Here is a 20,787-nt window from a genome sequence, read left to right on the forward strand (position 1 = left end):
GTGGCCTAGATACTGCCCTAGCGCTGCGGAGGAAGGAAAGGCCGCAGCCAGCTTGGCACAGCGTGGGCTGGAATCAGGTGGTTGATCCAACCCCATACGCCGGCGCTGCCAGCGCCCAGAGCAATAATGCCAAGGATGATCGTGGTGATGATGCCAGCCTTGGCAGAGCCACTGATTTCGCCCTTCTGGTTATCGCTAGAACCAGAAGATCCCGTGGAACCAGGGGTATCATCCGAAGAGCCAGAAGATCCACCCGGCTTGTCGCCAGTACCGGGCTTACCGGGGTCGCCCGGCTCCTCGGGTTCCGGCGCCGGCTTCGGGTCAGCCCCCGGAGCATTGAAGCCCACCTTGATCGGATCGTGATCCGAAGCACGGAAGACATTCGGCTCATAGAAGTCCACCACGTTGTAGTTCCGGCGCGAATACTCAAACGCCACCGACTCGTCGGCGTTGATGTCCCAGACATCCGCACCGGTGGCCAGTTGCGTTGCTTTTTCATTGGCTAGGACGTGGTCCAGGGATCCCAAACGTCCACCGAACTGGTAGGAGTGGCCCGCCTCGTACTTATCTTCGAGGTTGGTGTAGCCCGCCTCTTCGATGATGCTGATTGCCTCTTCCTTCGCATAAGCATTGAAGTCGCCTAGCACGAACTGCGGCTTGTCCTTGAGATCGGGATCCTCACGCAACCACTTCACCAGCTCGCGGGACATGTCGGCTCGCAGGCGAGCGTTGTTGCCCTGGCCATCGCCGGTGTCAGCGTCTCCCCTGGCTACACTCCCCTTGGACTTGTAATGGTTGACAACCGCCACGAATGCCTGGTCATCAGCCGCGCCCTTGTTCTTGAACTGCTGCGCCAGTGGCTGACGGGCAATCCCGTCGAAGGCGTTAACGTCGAGAATCTTGGACTCCCCGACCGGCTCTACCTTGTCCGGCTGGTAGATAAACGCCGTGCGGATCACATCCTCGTTCTTCGCCACCTTGCTCGGGCTTGGCACGTACTTCCAATTTCCGCCAGCTTCGTTGAGCTCATCAACGAGGTGCTTCAGTGCTGCATCGCGGTCCTGGCCGAAGCGAGCGGAGTTCTCAATCTCTTCCAGCCCCAAAACGGAGACGTCGAGAGTGTTGATTGCCTTGACGATCTTGGACTGCTGGTCCTTGAATGCTTGTTCCGAGTAGGCTCCACGAACCTTGCAGGAATCAGTAGCTACGGGGTTGCCTTCGCGATCGTTGTAAGCCTTGCAGCCGGCCTCGCCTTGCCCCAAATCGGTGAAGTAGTTCAACACGTTAAAGCTGGCAATGGAATGGCTACCGCCGACGGCCTCCGGACCGTTTTCCTCGGCAGGACGTGAATCCTCCCAGTTGATCGGCAGGTCAGCCTGGGCAGTATCCCCCGTGACCTGACGTGTCGGCTGCAATCCCCACGTTTTGAAATTGTAGGAAAGCACCACCGGGTTGGCGAAGCTTACCTGATCCCCGGAGCGCAGCGACTTGATACCCTCCGCCGTCTTCAGGTACGGCTGTGGTGTATTTTGCGCGTCCTTGTTGCGGAAGTAATTCAGCGTCGCGCCATCGTCCAGGGTAACCACGCGCTTGGCATTACCGGCCTCATAAGCTTGAGCTTCCGCACCGGGCGCCACCATGGCAGTCGCCTGGTACAGGGGCTTGTCACCTTCCACCAGGTCTACAGTGCCGTACTGGTTCAAGTTGTAGTTGTTGGTGACGGTGTACGTCGCAGATGGCTTGAACAGCATGTGCTCATTTGCCTCGCGAGTCTCCTCGTCCAGCGGGATCGAATCAGAGATTGGTTCTGGCTTTTCGCCACAGTCCTCGGCAGGGTTGGTGGATTCGGTGTACTTTGCAAAACCGATCTGCGTAGATTCAGCGTGCTCTCCTACCTTGCCCGTAACAACGACGCACTTACCCAGATCGGCCGGAGTGCCATTCTTGCCGGTGTAGACAAACACGGCCTGGGAGGCCTCTCCCAGCTTGTGCAGCTTGGCTGTACCTCCCTCCTGAATCGTGAAGCCATCGAATCCCCCGGACGGGTAGCTAGCAGTTACCCAGCCTGCGGTCTTTACCTCTTTGTCCACCAGCGGGGACTCTGCACCCGTGCCCTGGATCTCGGAGATCTTCTTCTGCTCTGCTTCGCCCGGTTGTTCCGGATTAGTGAGATTTTCCGGCTGTTCCGGTGCCGTCGCATTGGGATCAAGAGCATTACCACCGCTGAAACGTGGAGCCGGAGCGCCGACGGTGAAGTCGACGCTATTGTCGTCGGTATCCTTGCCATCGGCAGCACGAGCTGCTGCCTTGGTGGAGCTCAGAGTCCCAGTACCGGCAGCTTCATTCACCTGCGCATTGCCGTAGCCCACAATGTCGATCGCGGGGTTACCTGCAGCCCATTTGTCGGCGGTGTCGCTCAACACGACGGTGCCATTGGAACCGCTCAGATCCAGGTTGTCCCCGGTGGCGTCCGAAACAAAGTCCTGGGTACCGCCATTACGCGCAGCGCCCTTGATCAGGTAGAACGACTTCGGCTGAATCGTGCCGGATAGGGCAACGGGGTGGCCATTGTTATTTCCCTTTGCGGAAAGATATTGGACGGTCCAGCCGTCCAGGCTGATGGGCTTATCGGTTGGGTTGAAAAGCTCCACATAGTCATTCTTCAAGGTGGCGCCGGAGTTTCCGCCGCCACCGTAAACAGCGCTGATGACGACGTTATCTCCAGCGGGGGTTGCTCCTACGGTTGGAACAGAAAGGACATTGGCGCCGAGTGCCAAAGCACTGAACGTTGCGACGGAGGTGATGGTCTTGAAACGAGCCTTCATATTTCTTCAAGCTTTCTGGTGAAAACAGCCCCCGCATTAAAGGTGCGAGAGCTGAAATGGTGAATCAGTGTTGATGTCAGGTGATTAGATGTGGAGCAGGTCGCGAGCCCACTTCGGCAGGATATGGGTCGGGATGCCACCGTGGTTCTGCACCCAAGCGATGGCAGTTGCGCCACCGATGATCACGGCGAGGATGCCCAGGATGGTGCCGATGATGCCGCCGGTGGAGGAACCGGACAGGGAGCCTTCTGCACCCGGCTTCTCGTCCGACGTTGCACCGCAGCCACGATCGACATCGAGCTTGCCTTCGACGGAGATCGGGTAGTTCAGCTTAGAGCCAGCATCGGTGGTGATCTGCAGGAACGCAGCCTCTTCTGGAACGGTAAGGTTGACGGTGGCCTTGCCGGTTTCGTCGCGGGAGTCGGTGATGGTGTTGTCCATATCTTCGGAAGCCTCACCGACAGTGATGGCCTTTTCACCCTCGCAGCGCAGGAACTTGGCGGTCGCCGTCTTCGGCTTTGCCTCAGGACCCGTGTAGCTCAGGGAGCTGAGGTTGACGGTGACGTCCTTGTTCGGAGCCAGGATGGTCCCACGCAGCGCCTCGTCGGTCACCTGAGCCTCGTCCACGCCAGCGCCGGACAGCTGCACGCCGACGGAGGTCTGGTTCGGGCGAATGGAGATATCCGAGTTGTCCTTCAGGTAGCGGTTGAATACATCGACATCGATCTGCCCTGCGTCCTGGAACTTGCCCTTCGCGAAGGAATCGAAACCATCGCCACCGGTGAGCAAGAAGCTGGAGCCCGCCACGCGGTAGGTCTTCGTCGGATCCAGGGGCTTACCGTCGATGGTGACGTAGGAGATGCGCTTACCCTGCTCAGCGTCCGGGTTGTAGGCATATTGCACGTTCTTGGACAGACCCAGCGACAGCATCGGGCGCTTGCCACCCGGCTGCCACTGCTGCTCGAGAGCATTCTTCAGGTCCTCACCAGTGATCTCCACAACGCCCAGGGAGTTGCCGAACGGCTGGACGGCGAATGCCTCAGCGAAGGTCACCTCGCCGGATGCCAGGTCCTCACGCACACCACCTGCGTTCATAACACCGATGTCGGCGTTCAGGTCGGTCAGCTTGTTTACACCGTACAGGGTGGCGTCCGCGATCATGGAGTTCAGGGAGGACTCGGTGCCGCGGTTGGTGCCAGTCTCAGCACCGGCGTCTGCACCACGGTAGAAATCGTTCTTCAGGTTCGTGACAACATTCTCCCCCTCGATCTCCGAGTTTTTCTTCGCTGCGGTGACGATCTTCGCCACTTCTTCATCCGGCGTGGAGCCACAGCGGTCCATCATGTCTTTAGTGGTGCGGTTGGTGGCGGTAACAGACACGACCTTCTTGGCGGCCTTGTCATAGACGATGTCAATGTCAGCCAGATCCATTCCGTAATTGGCCGGCTGCACCAGAACCGGCTTGCCGTCCAGCTTGCGCAGAACATGAGTGTGGCCAGCGATTACTGCATCCACCTTGTCAGAGAATCCGGTGTTGTCCATGCCCTCGTGAACCAGACCCACGATAACGTCAGCCTCTCCACTCTCCTTCAGGCGCTGTGCCTCTGCGTTAGTGGCGGCCACTGGGTCGGTAAAGCTAATGCCCTTGATGCCGTCTGGAGAAACGAGCTCAGAGGTCGTGTCGGTCACGGTACCGACATACCCGATCTTCACGCCGCCCTTTTCGATGACCTTAGAGGGAGCGAGCTGTGCGCCCTTAACGTTCGCGCCCAAGTAGGGGAACCTTGCCAGCTTGTCGCCGTTAACACCAACCCGGCCTTCGAGGTCCTCCCACCCCTTGTCGAACTCGTGGTTACCTACTGCGGAGGTCTCCAGCCCCATCTTGTTCAGTGCCTCAATGGTGGGCTCGTCCTTCAGGATGGAGGATTCGAACGGGGAGCCACCGATGTTGTCGCCTGCGGATACGAAGCTGGTGTTCGGGTTCTCTTCGCGCTCCTTGTTGACGTAGCAGGCCATCACGGCCGCGCCGGGCTCCTTGATGTTGTCGTTGCGGTCCTTGGCCTGGGACAGGTGGCCGTGGAAGTCGGTAACGCCGATGATGTTAAGGCTAACCTGGTCGGACTCAGCGGCGTATGCAGGGACGTTCAGGCCCGCGAGAGCCAGGGTTGGTGCCATGGCGAAGGTCATCACGGCACGGGAACTGCGGCGAGACAGCTTGAACACTTGGGGTTTTCTCCTCGTTGGAAATCGTCAATCGCAAACAATTGCGTAAAAAGAAAGTGTTACAACGAATGTGAGCTAACCATCGTTACTTGCTTTTGTCCGTGCACTATCCCGAGTCGATACGCACCTGACCTGCAACTTCACGTTAGGTAACAATTCTATTAATCTTTAATTCACCAAAAATACCCCCGCGTGGTGTTACGCGGGGGCAATGGTGTGAACTGTGTGAACTCGACGCCGGTTTAACCCTCGGCTGTCTTTTCCGCCAACAGCTCCACAACTGCTGCCAGGTCTACCTCGTGTTGCTCGTGGGCTGCGAGATCCTTCACCGTCACGGTCCCCTCGGCCAACTCCTTATCACCCAGCACCAGGGCATACAGAGCGCCAGCGCGATCCGCTCCCTTCATCGCGCCCTTGAGCCCGCGATCGCCGTAGGACATATCGGCCGAAATGCCACAGCCACGGAGGTCGTTGACGATGCTCACCATGCGGCGCTTAGCCTCTGCGCCCAGTGCCACGCCGTAGACGTCGACCCTTCTGCCGGTGGACGCCTGCTTCTCCTCCGCTTCCAGCGCCAGCAAAGCTCGATCGACGCCCAGCCCAAAGCCGATTCCCGAAAGATCCTGCCCGCCCAGCTGTGCCATCAGGCCGTCGTAGCGTCCGCCGCCGCCGATGCCGGACTGTGCACCCAGTCCATCGTGAACGAACTCGAAGCAGGTCTTTGTGTAGTAGTCGAGTCCGCGCACCATGCGCGGGTTGATGGTGTAATCAACTCCCAAATCATCAAGCAGCCCGGTCACGGTCTCGAAGTGTTCGCGGGAGGTAGCACTCAAATGGTCGAGCATCAACGGTGCATCCGCCAGCATCTCCTGCATCTCTGGACGCTTATCATCGAGCACCCGCAGCGGGTTCAGCTGCGCACGGCGTTGAGTTTCCTCATCCAGGGGCAAGGTTGCCAGGAAGTCCTGCAGCTTTTGCCGGTATGCAGGACGGTCATCCCAGTCGCCCAAGCTGGTTAGCTCCAGGCGGAAGCCGGTGAGGCCAATGGAGGTAAAGCAGCGGTTAGCCAGCGCGATGACTTCGGCATCCAGCGCGGGATCGTCCACGCCAATGGCCTCCACGCCGACCTGCTGGAGCTGACGGTAGCGGCCGGCCTGCGGGCGCTCGTAGCGGAAGAACGGGCCATTGTAGACCAGTTTGACGGGTAGCTGTCCACGATCCAGATTGTGCTCAATGACGGAGCGCATGACGCCCGCAGTGCCCTCCGGCCGCAAGGTCACCGACCGACCGCCCCGGTCGGCAAAGGTATACATTTCCTTCGATACGACATCGGTGGATTCACCTACACCGCGAGCGAACAGTGAGGTCTCCTCAAAGATCGGCAACTCCACGTGCTCGTAACCTGCCATGTGCGCCGCGGAGGTAAAGGCGTCCTTAACCGCCTTGAACTCCGCCGACGTCGGCGGAAAATAATCTGGCACGCCCTTTGGCGCGCTCAGGGCCTTAAACTTCTGGGTCTTAGGCTTCTGAGCCTTCTGTTGCTTCTTGTCGCTCTCAGTCACAAAGAAACAGTCTACTAAACCGCTACTTTACGGCTGCCAGGAAGCTATTCGTCCGCTTCTCTTCGCCGATGGTGGTGTGCGGCCCGTGCCCCGGCAAGACGATGTCTTCGTCCGCAAAATCCGTAGTCAGCTTCTTCAAGCTCAGCATCATGTCCTCCGGCGAGCAACCAGGCAGATCGGTACGCCCCACTCCCCCGCGGAAAAGGACATCGCCGCCGATAATCAGCCCATCCACGCGGAACATCACATGGCCTGGGGAATGACCGGGCATGTGGTGGATATCAAACTCCGTACCGCCAATGCTTATCGAGTCTTCAAGGGGATGAATATCCTCAATAGCTGGCATATTGGTCACGTTGAAAGGTACCGCGAGCGGGCTGGCTGCCTGATCCATCTCCAACATGAAACGATCCAGCTCGTGAACGAACACCGGCACGCCAAAGGCACCCGCGTCTCGGATGTGGTCAATGTGGCCGTGAGTCAGCACCACTTTCTCTACCTTGAAGTTGTGTTCGGCGGCGAGACTTTGAATACGCTCGTACGCACCTAACCCAGGATCGATGACGACCGCCGGGAAGTTTTCCCCTGAGGTGGCGTCAGAACCATCAATCAAAACATAGCAATTGGTCTCGAAAGGTCCGGCGGCGAAGCTCAAGATCTGCGTGGTCTCCGGCAGGGCTACGGGACGGTCGGAGTAATTGGTGCTCATGCCACTACACCCTAGCGAAAGCTCATCGAGGGGCGTGCCCTTGTGCCCGATTCGTGCTCTCCATAAGGCATAATGGATCACCGTATCTAGCAGAAGAAAGGCTCTAGAAAACGTGTCTGAAAAGAACTATCCGAACGAGGCTAAGCGTGACGAGGCGCTAAAGGAGCTGGAGAAGGCTCTGAAGTCTCGTGAACGCAAGGCCAAGATCGCTCCTCTGGGCGTGGTTTTCGCCACCCTCGCCGTGCTGGTCCTTATCGTAGGTGGCATCTGGTTCGCTTCCACCTATAGTTCCGATAAAGGTGAGGATCAGGTCGCCGACAGCAACGAGCAGACCTCCGAGCCGGAAGTGGAAACCGCAGCACTCCCCGAGGGGCCGCTGAAGCCCTACGGCAATAGCGTCAAGTGCGAGTACAAGAAGGATCCGAAGGGCAAGCTCAGCGAGGCTGGTCTGCCGGACGGCAATGACGTTTCTGCACAGGGCACCCAGAAGGTGACTCTCACCATAAACGGCGAGAAGGTTGGTCTGGAGCTGGCCAACGATAAATCTCCGTGCTCGACGAATTCCTTCGCGCATCTGGTGCAGAAGAAGTTCTACGATTCCACCAAGTGCCACCGTTCCGTCAAGTCTGACTCCATGACCATCCTGCAGTGCGGTGACCCGGAGGGCACCGGTGCAGGCGGCCCGGGCTACTCGTTCCCAGATGAGTACCCGACGAACGGAGTTAAGAAGGACAAGGCTGAAACTCCCGTCAACTACAAGCGCGGAACCCTGGCCATGGCCAACAGCGGTCCGAATACGAACGGAAGTCAGTTCTTCCTGGTAACGGGAGATACCACCCTGCCGCCGAAGTACAACATCTTCGGCACTATCGACGAAGAGGGTCTCAAGGCACTCGACAAGCTGATGGAGAAGGCACCGGAGGGTGATGCAGCCCCGACCGAGGACATCAAGATCGAGTCCGCGGTACTGGGTTAACTCCCACCGCGTTAAGTCCCGCTTCGCAAGATGCAACGTGACCGGAGGGGCTAGATCCTTCTAGCCGCCGGTTGTAACGCGGTAGACGTCATAGACACCCTCGACATTGCGCAACTGGTTCATCATGTAGCCCAGCTGCTTCGTGTCCGACACTTCGAAAGTAAAGCGGATCGTTGCCACCCGGTCGCCCGCTGTGTGCGAATTCGTGGCAATAATCGGCACCTTCTGCTCCGAAACCACGCGTGTGACCTCGGAGAGCAATCCATTGCGATCCAGTCCTTCGATCTGGATCGTCACCATAAACATCGCGTTGTGGAAGCTGCTTGCCCACGAAACCTCGATGATGCGCTGTGGCTCTTGATGTAGTTTCTCGGCATTAGTGCAGTCGGTGCGGTGGACACTAACTCCCCCGCCCTTCGTGATGAAGCCGAAGATCTTATCGCCCGGCACTGGAGTACAACACTTTGCCAATTTGGCAGAGAAGTCCGACTCTCCTTGAACTAGGATGCCGGAACCATCTCCCCGACCTTCCTGTGGGGTGTTCGCAATCTTCGATGTCGCAGGGCCAGAATGTAAAACGTCATCCGCCTCGGATTCCGGCTCCACCCCGTCAACCAGGCGGTGGCATACGTTCCCCGCTGTGATCTCTCCCCGCCCAATGGCCGTATACAGTGCCTCAACGTCAGAGTAGTTAAGTTCGCTGGCCAGCAATCGCAGCGATTCGTGCGTAAACAAACGGTGCACCGCAAGGCCACCGCGTTGTGCCTCCGCGGCCAGCATATCGCGGCCTTTTTCTGCAGCTTCTTCACGGCGTTCCTTGGCGAACCATTGACGGATCTTCGCCTTCGCCCGTGGGGAGACGACAATATTCATCCAGTCCTTCGACGGGCCGGAGTTTTGATCCTTGGAGGTGAATACCTCCACCTTGTCGCCCGTCTTAAGCTTGGATTCCAGCGCCACTAACTTGCCGTTGACTTTCGCGCCAATGCAGCGATGCCCAATCTCCGTGTGCACCGCATAAGCGAAGTCGATCGGTGTGGAGCCGTTCGGCAGCGTAATCGCATCGCCCTTGGGGGTGAATACGAAGATCTGGTTGGTGGAGAGGTCATAACGAAGCGAATCCAGGAACTCATTCGGATCCGCTGCTTCTTTCTGCCAATCCAGCAGCTGGCGCATCCACGCCATCTGGTCTACTTCCTGCGACTCGCTATTGTTGTTGCCGCGAGTTTCCTTGTAGCGCCAATGCGCCGCGATGCCGTATTCGGCATTATGGTGCATTTCATGGGTGCGGATCTGCACCTCCAGTGGCTTGGTATCGGGTCCAATCACTGTGGTGTGCAGCGATTGGTACACACCAAAACGGGGAGAGGAGATGTAGTCCTTAAAACGTCCCGGCATTGGCTGATATAACGTATGGATCGCGCCAACCGCGGCATAACAGTCCTTCACGCTATCCACGAGGATGCGTACCCCGACCAGGTCAAAGATCTCGTCGAAGTCGCGGCCGCGGACAATCATTTTCTGGTAGATCGACCAGTAGTGCTTCGGTCGGCCTTCCACGGTGGCATGCAGAGAGCTGCGAGACATTGCCAACTCGATCTCCTGCTTGACCTTGGCCAGGTACTGGTCACGCTTCGGAGCCCGGTCGGCAACGAGACGCACGATCTCGTCGTACTTCTTCGGGTACAAAATGGCGAAAGCGAGATCTTCTAGCTCCCACTTCACCGTCGCCATGCCCAGGCGGTGCGCTAGCGGAGCGATCACCTCAAGGGTTTCGCGGGCCTTTTTAGCCTGCTTTTCTGGTGGCAGGAAGCGCATCGTGCGCATGTTGTGGAGCCGATCCGACACCTTGATCACCAGCACGCGCGGATCCTCGGACATGGCGACGATCATCTTGCGGATCGTTTCTGCCTCCGCCGCGGACCCCAGCACTACCTTGTCGAGCTTAGTGACGCCATCTACAAGACGTGCGACCTCTGTGCCGAAATCGCGGGAAAGATCCTCCAGCGAGTAATCCGTATCCTCCACCGTGTCATGTAGTAGTGCTGCGACCACCGTGGTGGTATCCATACCTATCTCGGCGGCAATAGTTGCCACGGCGAGCGGATGGGTAATGTACGGCTCACCCGACTTGCGCTTAACGCCCTCGTGCAGCCTTTCGGCCGTCGTATATGCGCGGTTGAGCAGAGCCAGATCGGCACGCGGATGAAAACGTCGGTGCACAGAAATGAGTGGCCCCAGAACCGGATTAATCTTCGGTTTACCGGTGCCGGTGAGGCTGCGCGCGATGCGGGCCGCCATCCATAGCGAACCCTTTTCGTTGCTCATTACCGCTTACATCCTGCCTATGTTTCTCTAGCTCGTTCTATGTAGTTGTGGGTCTTTTGTGGACGCCACCTACGTCTCAAAGCAGCCGAGAGGGTCAGCCAGCGTGATCGACCACATAAAGTGGCAGATCCTTGAGGCGATCGCGGCCGTCCAACGCAGCCACTTCTAGCACCACGCCCAGTCCGCAGACATTCGCCCCTGCTTTTTCCAGCAGTTCCCGAGACGCGCTCAGCGTTCCGCCCGTGGCCAAAACGTCGTCGATGAGGAATACATTCTTGCCTTGCAGCGGAATGGCATTACCGGCGGGGATCTCCAGGGCGGCCGTGCCGTACTCCAAAGCGTAGTCGACGCGGTGGACAGGAGGTGGCAGTTTACCGCCTTTTCGAACTGCTAGAATGCCCACCCCCAGTTCGTAAGCGACGGCGCTGCCGAGGAGGAAACCGCGCGCATCCAATCCACCAATGAGGTCAATGTCGTAGTTGCGGCAGTGATTTGCCAGATCCTTCACCAGGGCTTTGAACGCTGCGGGATCAGCCAGTACTGGAGTGAGATCCTCAAAGACGATTCCGCGCGAGGGGAAGTCCGGAACGATCCTGATGAGACGGCGGAGTGCCCTGGCGGCAGACTCCGGTTGTTCGGTGCTTGTTGCGTTGGCTGTTTCTTTGGCAGAAGTCAAGCTCTCGGGTCCTCTTCTCTTGTGGCGCTTAGCCGTGCTGCTCAGTTTCGTGGTGCTCACCAGGGTTGGCGGGTTCCGTGGCTTCGGTTCCTGCGGCTCCATCATCGTGCTGGTCAGAAGCCCGGCCAGTAGCCACCGACTCGTCGGATTCGATCCAGCGGTCCATATTCCAGCTCACTCCCGAATCAGAGGTGCTGTCCAACACGTTCGCGGCATGAATCTCAGCCAGGATGGTGCGTGGTTCGGTCACTAGTGGCATGGTTATGGCTTGCTCGGCAAGAACCGCTTCCGCGGCGCGGATCCCCTTTAACGGAGAAGCCTGGGTGGAGTTCACCTCGGAATTGCGGCCTATTGCCGAGCGGGTATCCAATGCCACGTCGTAATCTACGCCAAGTAGCCCATAGTTTTCAGACTTGCGGGGCACGGCCTCGATCTTTACGCCCGCCTTGGCGCACTGAGAAGACAGGGCGTCGACAATCTTTTTATACCGCGGAACGCTATCGAGGAAACCAATCCGAATAGTCTGTCCGTTCAGCAACGTCCGCGCTTGTTCAATGTCGACGGCGGTGTTTGCATCGTTAATGTCGTTGAGGTATCCCCGCAGAGGGTGACCGGGTCCGATGACGCGCAGTCCGGTGGGTTGCACCGCCGCGCCGGTCTCCTTTTCCACTTCCCCGGCCAAAACCTTGCGGTCGATGCAGGCATTGAATGCGCGACGAGCCGCGGGATCCTGCAATGCGCCCAAACCGGACAGGCGGAGTGTATCTGTGCGTTCCGCGTTGGTTTCAACGACGCGGAAATCGTTACTATTCAGCCCCAAGTCGCTAGCTACTTTACCTGGCTTATCGCCGGCCCCTTGCTCGGTATCTACGACAGAAAGTTGTTTATTGTCCGCAAGCTTCTTAACGTCCGCATCACGCGACCACAAGTACAACGGAGTCTGGGCGGGTTCCACGCCCTTCCACTCGGGGTTCTTCTCCAGCTTCAGCGACCCATTTTCCTCCTTGCCGCTGATCTTGTACGGCCCCGAAGTCGGCACGTCGGCCGGGTTAGTCTTGTCGAAAGAGAAGACGTCTTGCCACGCCCGACCTAGAGCAGTAAGGGTCTGCTCATCGGAAGAATTAAGTGCAGTGACGATATCGTCTACCCCTGCCTTCTTCGCCACGGTATGGGACGGCAGAACCGTGCCGGGGCCAAAGAGTTCGCGGTAGCGCTCTCCGCGCTTATCCGCAAAATGCACGCTAAACTTCTTTGCCCCTGCGGCACATTCGACTTGCTTTACCTGACCGAACAATGGCATATCGGAGCCGAAGAGATCGGGGCGAGTACTGGCCTTGTACGCCAGCAAGAAATCATCGCAAACTACCGGCTTTGAATCGGAGTAGGTCGCTTTCTCATTGATGGTGTAGTCCACGCGCCGCGGGTTGCCCGGCGCAGGCTTTGCAGTGACTAAGTCGCCATTCGGCAGAATCTGACCACGTGGCCCGGAAATGAATGCGCCCGGGTATAGGCGGGCGGATACCTTCGCTGCGTCCGTTGCCACGCCAACACCTGTGCCCGCATTGGAGGTGACCAGGTCGCTCGACAGGACATAGCCGAACTGCTCGGGAGTGTTAGCAACCCCAGCGTCCTTGCCGCAGCCGGCAAGACCCGCAGCTGCCAGAGCGGCGGATAGAGCCAGCACCATGGTCGCTTTCGTCGACCCGCCTGTGTGCCATTTGCGGTTCACTGGTCGCCTCCCCGTAGACAAGTTGTGGATGATTGAGGTCAGTGCTAACTACATGCCCGGACGCCAAGATCGCCCGGCGTCCTCGTTCCCGGCTTCGCGCTTGTAGTCCTCCATGGAGTCCTCGGCGCTGTGCGAGCTGCGACGTGCGGACTCCATTCGAGCGTTCGGGCTGGAAACCCCACGCTTGGCAGAACTACTGATCCTTTCGCTGGAGCTAACTGCAGTTGCCGCTGCGGCGTCATCATCTACCGTATCGTGAGCGCTCTCCTTGTCCATGGCGCTTTCAGCTTCCCCAGCTTCTTCGGCAACCACAACATCGTCTTCCTCCGCTGCAAGGGAACGAGCGCGCTCCACGCGAACCTCGTGCTGCTTGTACTTCTTCTGACGCATCTTGAAGGTAACCAACAAAGGTGCGGCGAAGAAGATCGAGCTAAGCGTACCCGCGATCACGCCGATGAACTGCACCAATGCCAGGTCCTTTAGCGTACCCACGCCCATGATTCCCACAGCAACGATCAGCAGAGAGGCGATCGGAACCAGCGAGAAGATGGAGGTATTGATGGAGCGCATAATGGTCTGGTTGATCGCCAGGTTTGTCTCCTCGGCATAGGTCGCACGCGTCGAGCCGAATAGCCCAGAAGTGTTCTCGTGCACCTTGTCGAACACGACGACCGTGTCATATAGCGAGTAAGCCAGAATCGTCAGCAGGCCGATCACCGTAGCCGGCGATACTTCGAAGCCGATCAGTGCGTAAATGCCGGACACGACCGTAAGGTCAATCAGCAGACAGAGGATCGCGGAGATCGCCATGTCGCGCTCCATGCGCACGGCAATGTACAGGAAGACCACCAGCAAGAACACGCCCAGTGCAATGAGCATCTTCTTGGTAATGCTGTCGCCCCACGACTCGGAGACGGTGGAATCGCTAACTGCGTCCTGGGTTACCTCTCCGGCGTTGTTCTTCGGGTGATACTCGTTGAACAGTGCAGAACGAGCCTCGCGGATCTGCTCTTCGGACAGGCGCTCCGAGGTGATTTCGATGGATTCAGCGTCGCCGCTACCCACGGTTTGAGTAGCCTGCGGGGCAATTCCCGTGGCCTGTTCAAAAACTTCGGCCACGCTGGATTCGGTGGCGCCACCAGCCGGTGGCATGGTCATGCGCGTGCCGCCTTCGAAGTCGATGCCCAGGCTGAAGCCGCGCACCACAATCGAAACCAGGCAGGCTACGAGAACCGCAACGAGTACGCCATAGAGGCGCCCGCGGTTTTGTACGATACGGAATCCGCCGTTGCCGTTGTATAGCTTTTCGAAGAAACCACCAGCGTTTGCATCGGGAGCGTCTACCGGTTTGGTTTCTGTGGCGGAAAGCTCCGGGGCATTTTTAGCGCTCAAGGTGTCAGCCTTACTCATTTACTTCCCCTCCTTCTTCTCGGAGGTCGGGGTAACCTTCTCGTCGCTGTCTTTATCTGTTGACGCCTTTACGTCTGTCTCGTCAGCCTTTTCAGCCTCTGTTCGAGTGTCTTCCTGACTGTCCTGCTCAGGGTCCTCATCAGCGGAAGTCTCAGAGGATTTGCTCGAAGTCTTTGCGGCTTTGGAACGGAGAGCGTGTTCGTGCGGCTTGCGGCCGTATTTTCGCTCCGCCGCGCGGTAGGCGGCACCGAGGCCGTTGAGCTTCGGCGAAGCGAAGAAACGTCGACGGGACATCAGGATCAGCAGCGGCGCAGTCAACAGGAATGCGACCAAGAGGTCGAACAATGTCGTCAACCCCAGGGTGAATGCGAAGCCCTTAACATCGCCGATCGCCAGGAAGTACAGGATCACAGCGGCAATCAGGGAGACGATGTTACCGGTAACAATGGTGCTCCGGGCCCGCTGCCAGGCGCGTGGCACAGCCGAACGGAAGGTCGATCCATTGCGGATCTCGTCCTTGATCCTTTCGAAATAGATGACGAAGGAGTCCGCGGTGGTACCGAGGCCGATGATCAGACCAGCGATGCCCGAAAGATCCAGGCTATAGCCGATCCAGCGGCCGAGCAGCACGATAAATCCGTACACCAGAGAGAAAGCGGCAATCAGAGAGAGAATTGCGACAAAGCCCAGGCCCCGGTAGTAAGCCAGGGCGTACAGCCCCACGAGCACCAGTCCGACCAGGCCAGCGATCACGCCAGCCTTCAGCGATGCCGCACCCAGTGAAGGCGAGATCGTAGTGGTGGTACCACCTGGCTCGCCGTTTTCACCGACGAAGCTCAACGGGAGCGCACCGTAGCGCAGGTTGTTGGCGAGGTCTTGAGCTTCCTTTTCAGAGAAGCTACCGGTGATCTGGGAGACCTCCCCCGGAGGTGTTGGCGACTGGATCTGTGGTGCGGAGATGACCTTGGAGTCCAGGGTAATAGCCACGCGCTTGCCCATCATCTGCTGACCAAGCGCGTACCAGGTCTCGCCACCCGGGGTCTGGTCACCGGTCTTGAACTTGAAGGTGATGGCCATCTGTGCCGAGTTCGGCTGCAGGCCGCCAGTAATCTGCGAGTTCGTATCAATCATTTCGCCGGTCAGGCGCTCACCGTTCTTCTCGTCGGTTTCGCCCTTCAGCAGCGGCGCCGGCCCCAGAACCATCGGTCCCTGGTCGCTACACGTAACCAACGGCTTGGCCGGGTCATCGGAGCCTGCCATCGGATCGTTTTTCTCGCAGTCCATCAGGGATCCGGCGGCCTGTTGCTTGTTGCCATCCGTGCTCTGGCGGTCTGCCTTGAGAATTTCTACCTGCTTATCACGGCGTTCCTGCTCTTCGACGGAATCTTTTGGTTCCGGCAGGGGCTTGGACGTTACCTTCATTTTCTTAGGTGCATCCTTCAGCCCCAGCTGCGGGAAAGCCTTCACCATGCGATCCAGGCGCTCGTTGGCAAGATCCTCACTAATGATGCCTTGCTGCACCCAAGAGTTAGCCATCTTCTGCAGAACCTTCGGGAAGTCCTTGGTTGGTGCACCCGGCTGGGACTCCGGACGGAACAGCAGCTGTGAGGTCTTACCCAAAGTGCGGGCTTCACCCGCATCCTCGCCTGGCACAGTAATGACCAGGTTATTGCCGTCTGTCACCACGGAAGCGCCGGAAACGCCCATGCCGTTCACACGGTTTTCCAAAATGGTTCGCGCTTGATTCAGTTGCTCCGGGGTGGGCGTACCTCCCTGCGGAACCAGTGTCACGCGGGTGCCGCCCTGCAGGTCAATGCCCAGCTTGGGACCGAAAGACTTATTGCCCGTGAACATGATTAAGCCCAGCACGATGAGGACGATCACCACAAATGCGGCAATCGCCCGCTTCGGCCACGCGAATCCGCTCCGCGCTGCTGTTCTCTTTTTCTTCTTTGCCACCGCTAAATTACTCCTGCAATCCGGCCGCGCATGGGTTGCCGCCGGTGTAGTAAAACATCCAACCCCGTGATACTAGCGCCTTGCCAGGGGTGTTTTAAACATCAGACACTGCTTAAAGCGCCAACTCTTGGGGGATTTTTGCCACGAATTTCCTTAGTCGTCGGTGTGGTTATCCGACTTTTCTACGTGGCGGTCAGTCAATTGGGTTTCCTGCTGGGAACCTGGTTCCACAGCATCCACGGTTTCCAGGATCGAGATCTTTTCCCAGGTCGTCACGACTCCCTTGGCGATCTCCAGATCAACGGTGGTCTCCCCCACGTGCGCTACGCGACCGTGCAAACCCGAAGTCGTCTTTACAACCATGCCCGGGCCCAGCTGCTCTTGGAAGTCACGAACCTGCTGTAGCCGCTTGTTCTGCTTGCGGATCTGAATCAGCGGCAAGCCGACAAAGACCAGAAGGACGAGGACAATAAGAATAATGTCAATTGGCATAGAGACAATCTTGCCATATCGCCTTACTCGTTCGGCTACAGCCCGATCGTGCCCTCCGGCGGTTCTAGTCCAATGTGGCGCCATGCCGCCGCAGTAGCCACTCGCCCTCGTGGGGTACGGCTCACCATGCCTGCCCTCACAAGGTAGGGTTCGCACACTTCTTCGACCGTGGACGGTTCTTCCCCTACCGCTAGGGCTAGGGTGTTGACGCCCACCGGTCCACCACCATGGCCCTTCACCAGGGCTTCGATGACGGCTCGGTCGAGTCTATCCAGTCCGGACTCGTCAACGTCGAACACCAGCAGGGCAGCTCGCGCCACCTCCAGGGTGATCTTTCCGTCCGCATTTACGTCCGCGAAGTCGCGCACTCGGCGCAGCAAGCGGTTGGCAATTCGCGGCGTTCCGCGGGAGCGCGAGGCAATCTCCGCTGCGGCGTCACCGTTAATATCAACGCCGAGGATCCCCGCGGCACGTGTGACAACGCGGGTGAGATCCGCGACGTCGTAAAACTCCATCTGGGCAGTGAAGCCGAAGCGATCTCGTAGCGGCCCGGTCAGCATACCCGCGCGGGTTGTTGCGCCGACCAGGGTAAACGGGGCGATCTCAATGGGAATAGAAGTAGCTCCTGGCCCCTTGCCCACGATCACGTCGATGCGGAAGTCCTCCATCGCCATGTACAGCATCTCTTCGGCGGGACGAGCCATGCGGTGGATCTCATCGATAAAGAGAACATCGCCCTCCATGAGGTTAGAAAGCATGGCGGCCAGATCGCCCGCGCGTTCCAATGCCGGACCGGAGGTCATGCGCAGGGAGGTGCCAAGTTCCTGGGCAATAATCATCGCCATCGTAGTTTTGCCAAGACCGGGCGGTCCAGCCAGCAGCACGTGATCCGGTGTGACTCCGCGAGAGCGGGCGCCGCCGAGCACCAGATCCAGCTGAGTGCGCACCTTCGGCTGACCGATGAACTCGTCCAAAGACTTAGGTCGTAGCGAGGTATCGATATCGGTGTCCCCAGAGGTTTCCTGGGGGTTCAGATCGGCGTTTTGAACGAAGCCACCTTGTGCGGTAGCTGCAGTTCCCGATGCATTTCCGGGGGCTGAGCTCATGCCAATACCTGGCGGTAGTTTGAATTCTGTCCGCTCGATGTCGCTCATGATTCTTTGATGCCTTCCCTATTGTCGGGCTTGTCCAGCTTGTCCGGCTGCCTATTTGATAGCTGCCAGTGAGGCTCGTAGAAGTGCGGAGGCATCCGGAGCCGACTGTTCTGGCCACTGCGCCACTACGCTCTCGACCGTACTCTGCGCCTTGGATTCGGTGAATCCTAAACCCGTGAGCGCCTCGATGACCTGTTCACGCACGCCGAAAGAAACCGCTTGCACATCCGCGGCGGCGACCCCGGAAGCCCCAGCAGCACCCGCAGCAATGCCGTCGGCAATCTCACCGAGATCTGCAACCTTGCCCTTGAGATCCACCGCCATGCGCTCTGCCAAGCGCTTGCCCACGCCAGGAGCTTTTTGCAACGTCTTGTGGTCACCATTGGAAACAGCCAAAGCTAGTTCCTGTGGCGAAATCACCGACAAAATGGCCAATGCGAGCCGTGCTCCCACGCCGGAGACGGACTGCAACGTAGCAAAGGCACGTTTTTCGTCGCGATCTTTAAACACGTAGAGGGTTTGGGAATCCTCGCGCACCACCATAGCGGTGGTCACAAACACCTCCTCACCGCGTGGCAAGTCGCCAATGGTTGTGGCCGTGCCCATGCACTCATAGCCCACACCGCCACACTCGATGACTACAAAATCGAGACCTTTGTCAATGACGGTTCCGCGCAGCGATGCGATCATGGTTTCCCCTTTACTAGATGGTTCAACGGTGCCCTCCAGCAGTGGCATACGGCCAGTGCCAATGCATCCGCCGCGTCCGGTGGCTTTGGCGGTTCACCGAGCCCCAGGATGCGGGTAATCATGCGCGTCATCTGCCCCTTATCAGCCCGCCCATTGCCGCTGATAGACTTCTTCACCTCACTAGGTGTGTACATGTGCACTTCTACCCCACGCTTGGCCGCCGCCAGCATCAACACTCCGGAGGCGTGGGCAGTATTCATCACCGTAGACACATTTGACCGTTCAAACACGCGCTCTAGTGCTACAACGTGTGGTTGGTAGTCGTCGAACCATTGTTCTACCGCCTCAAAAAGCTTGTGCAGGCGCCGCTCCAGCGGCATGTCCGCTGGAGTGCGCACCACCCCCACAGCTACAGGGTACACAGCCCGCCCCTTCCCCGCTTGCACTACGGAAAGTCCGCAGCGAGTCAGCCCAGGGTCGATTCCCATAACCCGCAGTCCCGCCAGCGAAGTCGGACCGCCGGCGGGACTACCCCAGGCTGAATTGTGTGGAATACTCATCGTGCCACCAAGAATAGCACAGGTGTTCCAAAACTAGTCGTTAAGCTCCGCGAGTACCTCGTCGCTCAAATCCATATTGGTGAACACATTTTGTACATCGTCGGAATCTTCCAGAGCATCAATCAGGTTAAATACCTTCTTTGCGGTGGACGCATCCGCCGGAACCTCCATGGAGGCACGGAAGTCGAGCTCAACCGAGTCGTAATCGATTTCTGCTGCCTTTAGCGCGTCGCGCACCGCATTCATATCGCTGGATTCACACACGACTTCGAACTTGTCGCCAATGTCGTTAACCTCTTCCGCCCCGGCATCCAGCACGGCCAGCAGAATATCGTCCTCGCTATACTCGCCCTTTTCGAGCACGGCCACACCCTTGCGCGTAAACAAGTAGGACACCGAGCCCGCATCGGCCATGTTGCCGCCGTTTTTATTCATAGCGGTACGTACATCGGTTGCAGCGCGGTTGCGGTTATCAGTCAGACACTCGATCAGCATCGCTACACCATTGGGCCCATAACCTTCGTACATGACGGTTTCCCAGTTCGCGCCACCGGACTCTTCACCGGAACCACGCTTACGGGCACGCTCAATGTTGTCGTTGGGTACCGAGGACTTCTTGGCCTTCGTGATTGCGTCCTGCAGCGTTGGGTTCGCGCTGGGATCGCCACCACCGGTGCGAGCCGCCACTTCGATGTTCTTAATCAGCTTGGCAAATTCCTTACCACGCTTCGCGTCGTTGGCAGCCTTCTTGTGCTTAGTTGTTGCCCATTTGGAGTGGCCGGACATGTTCCTCTTTCGGTAGTCGGGTTTGTCTTTATCGAGTCCATACTAGACCCCTTCCGCACCGGCACTGTCACACGCATCGTATTTTTTGGTGATGTCCCCTCACCGCACCACCACAGTTAGCCTGCTGCGCGGTGTTCCTCGACCATCCGCACAAAGTAGCTGTGCACCCGGTCATCCTCGGAAAGTTCCGGGTGGAAGCTACATCCCAGTACATGCCCCTGGCGTACGCCGACAATCGTTCCATCTGGCAAGGAGGACACAACCTCGCCACTATCGCCCACTTCCTCCACCTTGGGAGCGCGAATAAACACGGCCTCCACGGGCGTGTCGATATCTCCGAACGGCAGCTGCGTCTCAAAAGAGTCCACCTGCCGACCGAACGCGTTGCGTCTGACTGTGATGTCCATTGCGTGCAGACTATGGGCGTCAGCACGAGTATCAAGAACCCGGTCGGCCAAAAGAATCAATCCAGCACAAGTACCGAACACCGGCAGGCCGTCGGCAATCGCGGCGCGCAAGGGCTCCAGCATTCCACCAAGTTCTAGCAGTTTGGACATGGTGGTGGATTCGCCGCCGGGAAGGATTAGACCATCCAGCTCCTCTAAGTGTTCGGTTCGACGCACAGCGCGAGCCTCATGACCCAAACGTTCAATGCTGCGCATATGCTCAACGAAGCCGCCCTGAACGCTTAGCACGCCAATAATCAAT

The 20,787-nt window shown here is 58.3% G+C and carries 16 protein-coding genes; 1 reads left to right on the forward strand and 15 read right to left on the reverse strand.

The window, feature by feature from the left end; all coding sequences use genetic code 11:
• Positions 1–17: 17 nt before the first annotated feature.
• The 4 genes from AC06DS_RS08295 to AC06DS_RS08310 form a co-directional block, all read right to left on the reverse strand.
• Positions 18–2,825 carry an ExeM/NucH family extracellular endonuclease gene (locus AC06DS_RS08295; RefSeq protein WP_477100490.1) on the reverse strand — a complete coding sequence of 936 codons (2,808 nt, stop codon included), beginning with the start codon at positions 2,823–2,825 and terminating at the stop codon, positions 18–20.
• Between the two features lie 84 nt (positions 2,826–2,909).
• Positions 2,910–5,048, reverse strand: a complete 2,139-nt coding sequence (locus AC06DS_RS08300) for a bifunctional metallophosphatase/5'-nucleotidase (protein ID WP_477100491.1) — start codon at positions 5,046–5,048, stop codon at positions 2,910–2,912.
• Positions 5,049–5,290: 242 nt separating this feature from the next.
• Positions 5,291–6,610 carry a histidine--tRNA ligase gene (gene hisS / locus AC06DS_RS08305; RefSeq protein WP_477100492.1) on the reverse strand — a complete coding sequence of 440 codons (1,320 nt, stop codon included), beginning with the start codon at positions 6,608–6,610 and terminating at the stop codon, positions 5,291–5,293.
• Positions 6,611–6,632: 22 nt separating this feature from the next.
• Complete coding sequence (locus AC06DS_RS08310) at positions 6,633–7,319, reverse strand: MBL fold metallo-hydrolase (RefSeq protein WP_477100493.1); 687 nt, start codon at positions 7,317–7,319, stop codon at positions 6,633–6,635.
• 112 nt (positions 7,320–7,431) lie between these two features.
• Here AC06DS_RS08310 and AC06DS_RS08315 point away from each other — a divergent pair, with 112 nt between their 5' ends.
• Positions 7,432–8,295 (forward strand): peptidylprolyl isomerase, encoded by an 864-nt coding sequence (locus AC06DS_RS08315; RefSeq protein ID WP_477100494.1) that lies wholly within the window; start codon positions 7,432–7,434, stop codon positions 8,293–8,295.
• A gap of 60 nt (positions 8,296–8,355) precedes the next feature.
• On the opposite strand, the gene AC06DS_RS08320 is transcribed toward AC06DS_RS08315, so the two are convergent.
• The 11 genes from AC06DS_RS08320 to pdxT form a co-directional block, all read right to left on the reverse strand.
• Positions 8,356–10,623, reverse strand: coding sequence for a RelA/SpoT family protein (locus tag AC06DS_RS08320; protein WP_477100495.1), 2,268 nt, complete (start codon positions 10,621–10,623; stop codon positions 8,356–8,358).
• A gap of 94 nt (positions 10,624–10,717) precedes the next feature.
• Positions 10,718–11,299: an adenine phosphoribosyltransferase gene (locus AC06DS_RS08325; RefSeq protein WP_477100496.1), complete on the reverse strand. Its 582-nt coding sequence runs from the start codon at positions 11,297–11,299 to the stop codon at positions 10,718–10,720.
• A gap of 28 nt (positions 11,300–11,327) precedes the next feature.
• Positions 11,328–13,028, reverse strand: a complete 1,701-nt coding sequence (locus tag AC06DS_RS08330) for an ABC transporter substrate-binding protein (RefSeq protein WP_477100497.1) — start codon at positions 13,026–13,028, stop codon at positions 11,328–11,330.
• A gap of 48 nt (positions 13,029–13,076) precedes the next feature.
• The gene (secF, locus tag AC06DS_RS08335) at positions 13,077–14,438 is read right to left on the reverse strand and encodes a protein translocase subunit SecF (RefSeq protein WP_477100498.1); all 1,362 of its coding nucleotides are present in this window, start codon (positions 14,436–14,438) and stop codon (positions 13,077–13,079) included.
• The gene (gene secD, locus AC06DS_RS08340; RefSeq protein WP_477100499.1) at positions 14,439–16,397 is read right to left on the reverse strand and encodes a protein translocase subunit SecD; all 1,959 of its coding nucleotides are present in this window, start codon (positions 16,395–16,397) and stop codon (positions 14,439–14,441) included.
• 153 nt (positions 16,398–16,550) lie between these two features.
• A complete protein-coding gene (yajC, locus tag AC06DS_RS08345) occupies positions 16,551–16,889 on the reverse strand; it encodes a preprotein translocase subunit YajC (RefSeq protein ID WP_477100500.1) in 339 nt (112 codons plus the stop codon).
• A 35-nt stretch (positions 16,890–16,924) separates the two neighbouring features.
• Entirely contained in the window at positions 16,925–18,043 is a 1,119-nt protein-coding gene (ruvB, locus tag AC06DS_RS08350; RefSeq protein ID WP_476727619.1) for a Holliday junction branch migration DNA helicase RuvB, read from the reverse strand.
• 51 nt (positions 18,044–18,094) lie between these two features.
• A complete protein-coding gene (gene ruvA, locus AC06DS_RS08355) occupies positions 18,095–18,733 on the reverse strand; it encodes a Holliday junction branch migration protein RuvA (RefSeq protein WP_477100501.1) in 639 nt (212 codons plus the stop codon).
• Entirely contained in the window at positions 18,730–19,293 is a 564-nt protein-coding gene (ruvC, locus tag AC06DS_RS08360) for a crossover junction endodeoxyribonuclease RuvC (RefSeq protein WP_477100502.1), read from the reverse strand. Before ruvC ends, ruvA begins: the two co-directional genes overlap by 4 nt.
• Positions 19,294–19,326: 33 nt before the next feature.
• A complete protein-coding gene (locus AC06DS_RS08365) occupies positions 19,327–20,079 on the reverse strand; it encodes a YebC/PmpR family DNA-binding transcriptional regulator (RefSeq protein ID WP_477100503.1) in 753 nt (250 codons plus the stop codon).
• Between the two features lie 116 nt (positions 20,080–20,195).
• On the reverse strand, positions 20,196–20,786 hold the full coding sequence (pdxT, locus tag AC06DS_RS08370; RefSeq protein WP_477100504.1) for a pyridoxal 5'-phosphate synthase glutaminase subunit PdxT: 591 nt from the start codon (positions 20,784–20,786) through the stop codon (positions 20,196–20,198).
• Position 20,787: the final 1 nt, after the last annotated feature.

The organism is Corynebacterium sp. TUM25015 (genome assembly GCF_056393505.1).